The organism is Hamadaea sp. NPDC051192 (assembly GCF_040682475.1).
GTDB lineage: Bacteria > Actinomycetota > Actinomycetes > Mycobacteriales > Micromonosporaceae > Hamadaea > Hamadaea flava.
In genome coordinates, this window is sequence record NZ_JBFBAZ010000015.1 from 91,609 (window position 1) to 97,969 (window position 6,361).

The following is a 6,361-nucleotide window of genomic DNA, read 5'->3' on the forward strand; positions in this document are numbered from 1 at the left end:
TCACGAAGCCACGCGTCACGAAGCCACGCGTCACGAAGCCACGCGTCACGAAGCCACGCGTCACGAAGCCACGCGTCACGAAGCCACGCGTCACGAAGCCACGCGTCACGAAGCCACGCGTCACGCGTCACGCGTCACAGGAAGCGGGCGAGGCGCGCTTCCATGGTGGACCGGACGGCCGGCCATTCCGCCGGGACGACGGAGAACATCGCGGAGTCGCGCAGCCGCCCCTGCTCGCCCGGAGCCCAGGACGGCGACCAGTTGCGCAGCACGCCTTCGAACTGCAGCCCGAGCTTCGCCAGCGCGGCCCGGGATCGGGCGTTGCGGGCGTCCGTCTTGAGGTCGACCCGGGCGACGTCCCAGGTCTCGAAGGCGTACGCGAACAGCAGCAGCTTGGCCTCGACGTTGATGCCGGTGCCCTGGGCGGCCGCGCCGAGCCAGGTGAAGCCGACCTCGACAGCGCACAGCCGGTCGCTGTCCGGCCACAGCCGCGGATCCCAGTACCCCGTGCAGCCGACCGCCCGCCCGGTCGCGACCGAGATCTGCGCGAACGGCGCGAGCTTCCCGGCGTCACGGCGGGCCAGTTGCGCCGCGATGTAGTCCGCCACCTCGGACGTGGTCGGGACCCAGGTGAACCCGTAGGACGACCGATCCACGTCCGCCGCAGCCGCGAGGTCGTCGGCGTGCCGCTGATCCAGCGGCTCCAGCCGGACGAGCCGGCCCTCCAACGTAGGGCTACCAAGATCGAACGTCACCCTGTTAGTGTGCCTGACGTGACTTCCGGACCGCACTAATGACGGCGCGCACCTGACGCCGCCCTCATTCGTGTCGATTTTCCGGGAGTCTTTTCCATGTCCGCCGTTCGTGCGGGCACGTCTTACCGTGCCGTCTTGTCCAGGCCGCAGGTGCTGCGGCTGTTCCTGCCCGCCACCGTGGGCCGTCTCGCGTACGGCATCCTGCCGCTCGCGCTCTTCTTCACCGTCGCCCAGGCGACCGGCTCGCTCGGGACCGCCGGGCTCACGGCCGCGGCCCTCAACCTGACCGTCGTGCTCTGCGGTCCGGGGCGGGCCCGGCTCATCGACCGGTTCGGCCGCCGCGTCCTGCCGGTTTTCGCCAGCTTGTACGCCGTGAGCACGATCCTGCTCGTGTGGGCCGCCCAGGCGCACGCGCCGACTCCGCTTTTGCTGCTGACGGCTGCCCTGGTCGGGGCATGCCCGCCGCCGCTGGGGCCGACGATGCGTACCGTGTGGGCCGATCTGATGCCGGAGGGACCACTGCGGCTGCGGGCGCTCAGCCTCGACGCGGTCGTCGAGGAAGTCCTGTTCACCGCCGGTCCGCTGATCACTGGCGTGGCGATCGCGATCGCCGATCCCCGGGTCGCGCTGGCGCTGGCCCTGGCGCTGATGATCACCGGCTCGGCCGTGTTCGGCTTCGGCCCCGCCACCTCTGGTACGCCGAACACGGCCGACGCGGGGGACGCTGCGACGGAGGCAGGCGTCGGGCTGCTGCGCTCGCCGGGCTTCCTGCCGATGCTGTTCACCCTGGCCGGGCTGTTCGCCGCGATGGGCCTGGTCGACGTGGCGGTCCCGGTGACGGCCGCGCACGCGGGCACCCCGGCGACGGCGGGCTGGCTGCTGGCCGGGATGTCGGCCGGCAGCGCCGTCGGCGGGCTGCTGTTCGGGCGGCGTACCTGGGCGACGCCGTTCGCCCGGCTGCTGCCGAAGGTGGCGTTGCTGCTGGCGGCGTTCGTTGGCGGGCTGATCCTGCTCAGTCCGCTGTGGATGCTCGCGGCCGGGCTGATCGTGACCGGTCTGCTGCTGTCACCCAGCCTGATCATGGCGTACGCGCTCGCCGACGAGCTGGCCCCGGCCGGTGCCCGGACCCGGGCGTCGGTGTGGGTCAACACGGCCGGCAACGCGGGCATCACCACGGGGACGGCACTGGCCGGAGCCTTGGCCGATCATGTTCCCGCCCAACTGTTGTACGCCGTCGCAGCGCTCGTGCTGCTCGGCACGGCGGCCCTGCCGGGCCGCCGCCTCGCCCGCGCCATTCCGGTACGCCCAGCCGTCGCGATCTCGTGATCGCGACGAGCGCGGGTATGCCATGATCACGCATGACCGCGCTCGACTGTCCACAATGTGCACAGCATGATCAGGTGCACAGCGTCCGCTCCCTCTACGAGTCCCAGTCCGGCACCTACAGCGCGGTGTCGACCGGGGTGACCAGCGGAGTGGGGTTCGCCGGCGGCCGGGCCGTCCCGGTCGCCGGCCGAACCGTGACGCGTACGTCGGGCCGCACGAGCACGCTGCTGGCCGACACCCTGGCCCCGCCGCCCGTCCCGGCGATGCCACCCCGGCGCGGCGGGTTCCTCATCGGGCTGGCGCTGGCCGCCCCGGTCGCGGCCGGCTGCCTCACCGTCCCGCTGCTCGCGAGCGGAGCCGACGACGCCGTACGCAACGCCGTGATCTTCTGGGCCGCGATCGGCGGCCCGTTCCTCCTCGTCGCGGTGGCGCTCATCGTCCACCGGATCACGTCCCGGCAGCGGGCGCAGCGGGCTTTCGACGCCTATTCGGCGATCTATCCGTCGCAGTCGGCGGTGTGGAACGCCGCATTCTTCTGTAACCGGTGCAATCTGGCGTTCCTCCCGGCGGGCGCGCTCGGGGTCCCCGGTCGCCACCAGACAGTCGCCCCACAGTTCCAGTACATGGTCACCGCCGTGGCGGCGCAGCTCCGGGCGTGATCTTGGATAAATCCGGTTGAGCACCCGGCCACGGGTCGGCAAGCTGGGAGGATGCGCCTCTTCCGGGACCTGTGGTCTGCCTCACCCCGTCGGGCCCTGGTCGTGGTGATCCTGGTCGCGCTCGGCGCGGCGGGCCAGGCCGTGGGCGCCGCCATCGCCGGTCCAGTGCTGATGTACCGGTCCGGTGTCCTGTTCACCCTGCTGGCCGTCGCGCTCGTCCTCGCGGTCCTCAGCGACCTGGTGATCAGCCTCGTGATGGCCCGCCTGACGGCGGACTGGTCGGCGCGCGTACGCCGGCAGCTGTGCCAGGTCGCGTTCGGGCAGGACCTGCCCACACTCGAAGGCACCCCGGTCGGCGAGCTGCTCGACCGGATCGACAGCGACGTCAACCAGGTCGCGTCGTCGGTCCGGGCGCAGGGCGTACGCATCGCCCAGGGCGTGGCCGTAGCGGTGCTCTCGGTCGCGATCTCGGTGTTCGTGTGGTGGCCGGCCGGCATCGCGATGGTGCTCGTCTCGGCGTTCCTCGTCTGGAAGCTGCGCAAACCGGCCCAGCTGATCACCCCGGCCCGGATGGCCGAGGAGGAGGCCTGGTCCGATCTGGCCGCCGTGATGGAGGAGTCCATCCACGGGCAGGATGACGTGCGGACCACCCTCGCCCGGCCGTACGTGATGCGGCTGTTCGCGCGGCGGGCCAAGGTCGTCCTCGAACGCGGCCGCCGGGTGTGGCGGGGGACCGCCGTGATGACCGCCATCGCCGCGATCACCACCCGCGTCTGCATCGCCCTCGTCGTCCTCGGCGGAGTGTGGGCGCTGGCCGGCGACCGGGTCGACAGCGCGCGGCTGACCGCGATCTGGCTGCTCGCGCTGGCCTTCGGCGGCACCGTCGAGCATGTCAGCCGGATGGTCCCCGAACTTCAGTACGCCCTCGGCGCCTGGAACCGGGTCGTGCTGCTCCGCGAATCGGCCCAGGAGCCGGTCGGCGGACAGCCCCCGGCTCCCGGCGAGCTGCGCGTACGCGACCTGACCTTCCGGTACGCGCACGGCGACGACCGCCCGCCGGCGCTGCACGACGTGAACCTGACCTTCGCCCCGGGCCGGTCGTACGCGCTCATCGGGCGTACCGGGTCGGGCAAGTCGACGCTGGCCAAGGTGCTCACCCGGGCGGTGGCCCTGCCACGGGGAACGGTTCTGCTGTCCGGGACGGATCTGCTCGACCTCGACGTCGAACAGCTGCGCCGCTGGATCGCGGTCGTGCCGCAGCGTACCGACATCCTCGCCGGCACGCTGGCGGAGAACATCGCGCTGTTCGATCCCGCCCTGCTGCCCAACGCCGCCGACGCCATCCAGCAGCTGGAACTGCAGGACTGGGTGGCCGACCTGCCCGAGGGGCTGCAGACGCGGCTCGGCGACGGCGGCCACGTGCTGTCGGCCGGGCAGGAGCAGCTCGTCGCGTTCGCCCGGATCCTGGTACGCGATCCGCAGGTGGTCATCCTCGACGAGGCGACCGCCCGCCTCGACCCGGTGACCGAGGGCCGCGTGCAGCGGGCGACCGAACGTTTGCTGCGCGACCGGATCGGCATCGTCATCGCCCACCGGCTGTCGTCCGTGCAGCACTGCGACGAAGTCGTCATCCTCTCCGACGGCGTCGTGGTCGAAGCCGGCCCGCTGCAGGAGTCGGAGCGGTTCGCGCAACTGCTCGCCACCAGCATCGAAGCCGCCGCGGAACCGGTCGCGGCGGCGGCGCACAGCACCGCGAGCACGGGCGGCGTGGCGCTCGCCGAACGGCCGGAGCCGGAGCCCGAGCCGGTCATCCCGGCCCAACCGGCCAAGCGCGAGGGCAAGACCGATCCGCCGCCGCTGCCCAAGCAGCCCAAGGCGCGGGCGCTGGGCCAGATCGTCCGGCTGACGTTCAACGATCCCAAGTTCGGCCTGACCTCGCTGGCCATCTTCATGGCTATGATCGTGTTCGGTCTCGACGGCGCGGCCCTGCCATGGCTGTGGAGCGACCTGGTGGACGGCGACGGCGGCCTGCTCTGGCCGGCCGTCGGGATCGTCTCGGCGCTGCTGCTGACCGCCCCGATGCCGTACGCCGTCAACCGCTGGTATCCCGAGTGGTGGGTCCGGCAGATGCTGCGGATCAGCCAGCGGCTGGTGTACGGGCAGACCGGCCCGCGCCGGGTCAGCAACCACACCCCGGCCGAGGTCGTGGCGCAGTCCGGCGACACCGAACGGGTCGTGTTCCTCGCCGACAACGTCGTCGACCAGTGGATCTCCCTCACGACGGTCGCCGCGATGACGCTCATCTCCGGATCGCTGGTCCCGGGCGCGTTCTTCCTCGGCACGATGGTCTTCAGCGGACTCGCGGCGACCCTGTTCGGCCCGAAGCTGGCCAGCTCGGCCAAGAACACCGTGGCAGCGCGGGCGGCCTTCGCCACCGCGCTCGTGTCGTCGCTCACCGCTGCGCGTACCGTCAAGTTGGCCGGCGCGACCGGGCCGGTGCTGGACCATCTCGCGAGGCTGGACACGACGCGCAGCGATCGTCAGCGGCGTGAGATCGCCGTGCAGGTCTGGGCCCGCTCGACCCCGGCGATCCTGAGTGGACTGTTGCCGATCGGCGCGTGGGCGATGTACCTGGGCGGCTCGCTGTCGTCCGGCGCGACCCTCGTCGCGGTGTCCACGCTGGGCTCCGCGCGCTGGTTCGCGTGGACCACGGCCTCGCTCATCTCGTCGCTGCCGTCGGCCCGGGTATGGACCAAGCGGACGGTGTCGATGGCCGGCGTCGGCGACTACACCAAGGCCGTCAACGGCGTCGACCTGTCCGAAGGCACCGCCCCCGCCCCGGAACCGGCCCCCCGTACGCCGCTCCAGCGCCTGGAACTGGCGCGGTTCACGGCGGTGCACGAGGACGGCACCATCGCGGTGCAGAACGTCGACCTGACCGTCGACCGAGGCGAACTCGTCCTCGTCGTCGGACCGGTCGGCTCCGGCAAGTCGTCGCTGCTGCGGGCACTGGCCGGCATCGTGCACCACACCGGCGACCTGCGCTGGAACGGCGAGCCGATCACGCGGCCGGAGCTGTTCCTGCGGCCGAACCAGGTCGGCTACGTGGCGCAGCTGCCGCGCGTGCTGTCCGGGTCGGTCGCCGACAACATCAAACTCGGCCACGACCTGGAAGCGCAGGCGGCGGTCACCACCGCGCAGCTCGACCACGACCTTTCGTCGGCCGGGCTCGGGCTGATCATCGGGCACAAGGGCACCCGCCTGTCCGGTGGCCAGCTGCAGCGCCTGGCGTTGGCCCGCGCGCTCGCCCCGCGTACGGAACTGCTCGTCGCCGACGACGTCTCCTCGGCGCTGGACGTGACCACCGAACTCGCGTTGTGGCGGGCGCTGCGCGATCGTGGCATCACCGTGATCGGGTCGACGTCCAAGCGGGCGGCGCTGGCTCAGGCGGACAAGGTCGTGGTGATCATCGACGGTGCGGTCCAGGCCCGCGGGCCGTGGGCGCGCCTCGAACGCACCTGGGGCCACCTCGCCGGCTGACCCCGTCTGCGCACGCCAGCGTTTTTGGCGCTGGATCAGGGTTCTACGTCGAATCATGCGCCAAGATTCGACCCGGAACCC

Annotated in this window: 4 protein-coding genes; 3 read left to right on the forward strand and 1 reads right to left on the reverse strand. The window is 71.8% G+C overall.

Annotated elements, in window-relative coordinates; translation table 11 throughout:
• Positions 1-134: 134 nt before the first annotated feature.
• A complete protein-coding gene (locus AB0M47_RS09490; protein WP_363411058.1) occupies positions 135-755 on the reverse strand; it encodes a GNAT family protein in 621 nt (206 codons plus the stop codon).
• Between the two features lie 135 nt (positions 756-890).
• Between AB0M47_RS09490 and AB0M47_RS09495 the strand changes: the two genes are divergently transcribed.
• The 3 genes from AB0M47_RS09495 to AB0M47_RS09505 all read left to right on the forward strand — a co-directional run bounded on the left by AB0M47_RS09495 (position 891) and on the right by AB0M47_RS09505 (position 6,280).
• Positions 891-2,081 carry an MFS transporter gene (locus AB0M47_RS09495; RefSeq protein ID WP_363411060.1) on the forward strand — a complete coding sequence of 397 codons (1,191 nt, stop codon included), beginning with the start codon at positions 891-893 and terminating at the stop codon, positions 2,079-2,081.
• 74 nt (positions 2,082-2,155) lie between these two features.
• The gene (locus AB0M47_RS09500) at positions 2,156-2,740 is read left to right on the forward strand and encodes a hypothetical protein (RefSeq protein ID WP_363411063.1); all 585 of its coding nucleotides are present in this window, start codon (positions 2,156-2,158) and stop codon (positions 2,738-2,740) included.
• 51 nt (positions 2,741-2,791) lie between these two features.
• The gene (locus AB0M47_RS09505) at positions 2,792-6,280 is read left to right on the forward strand and encodes an ABC transporter ATP-binding protein (protein WP_363411066.1); all 3,489 of its coding nucleotides are present in this window, start codon (positions 2,792-2,794) and stop codon (positions 6,278-6,280) included.
• Positions 6,281-6,361 lie beyond the last annotated feature (81 nt).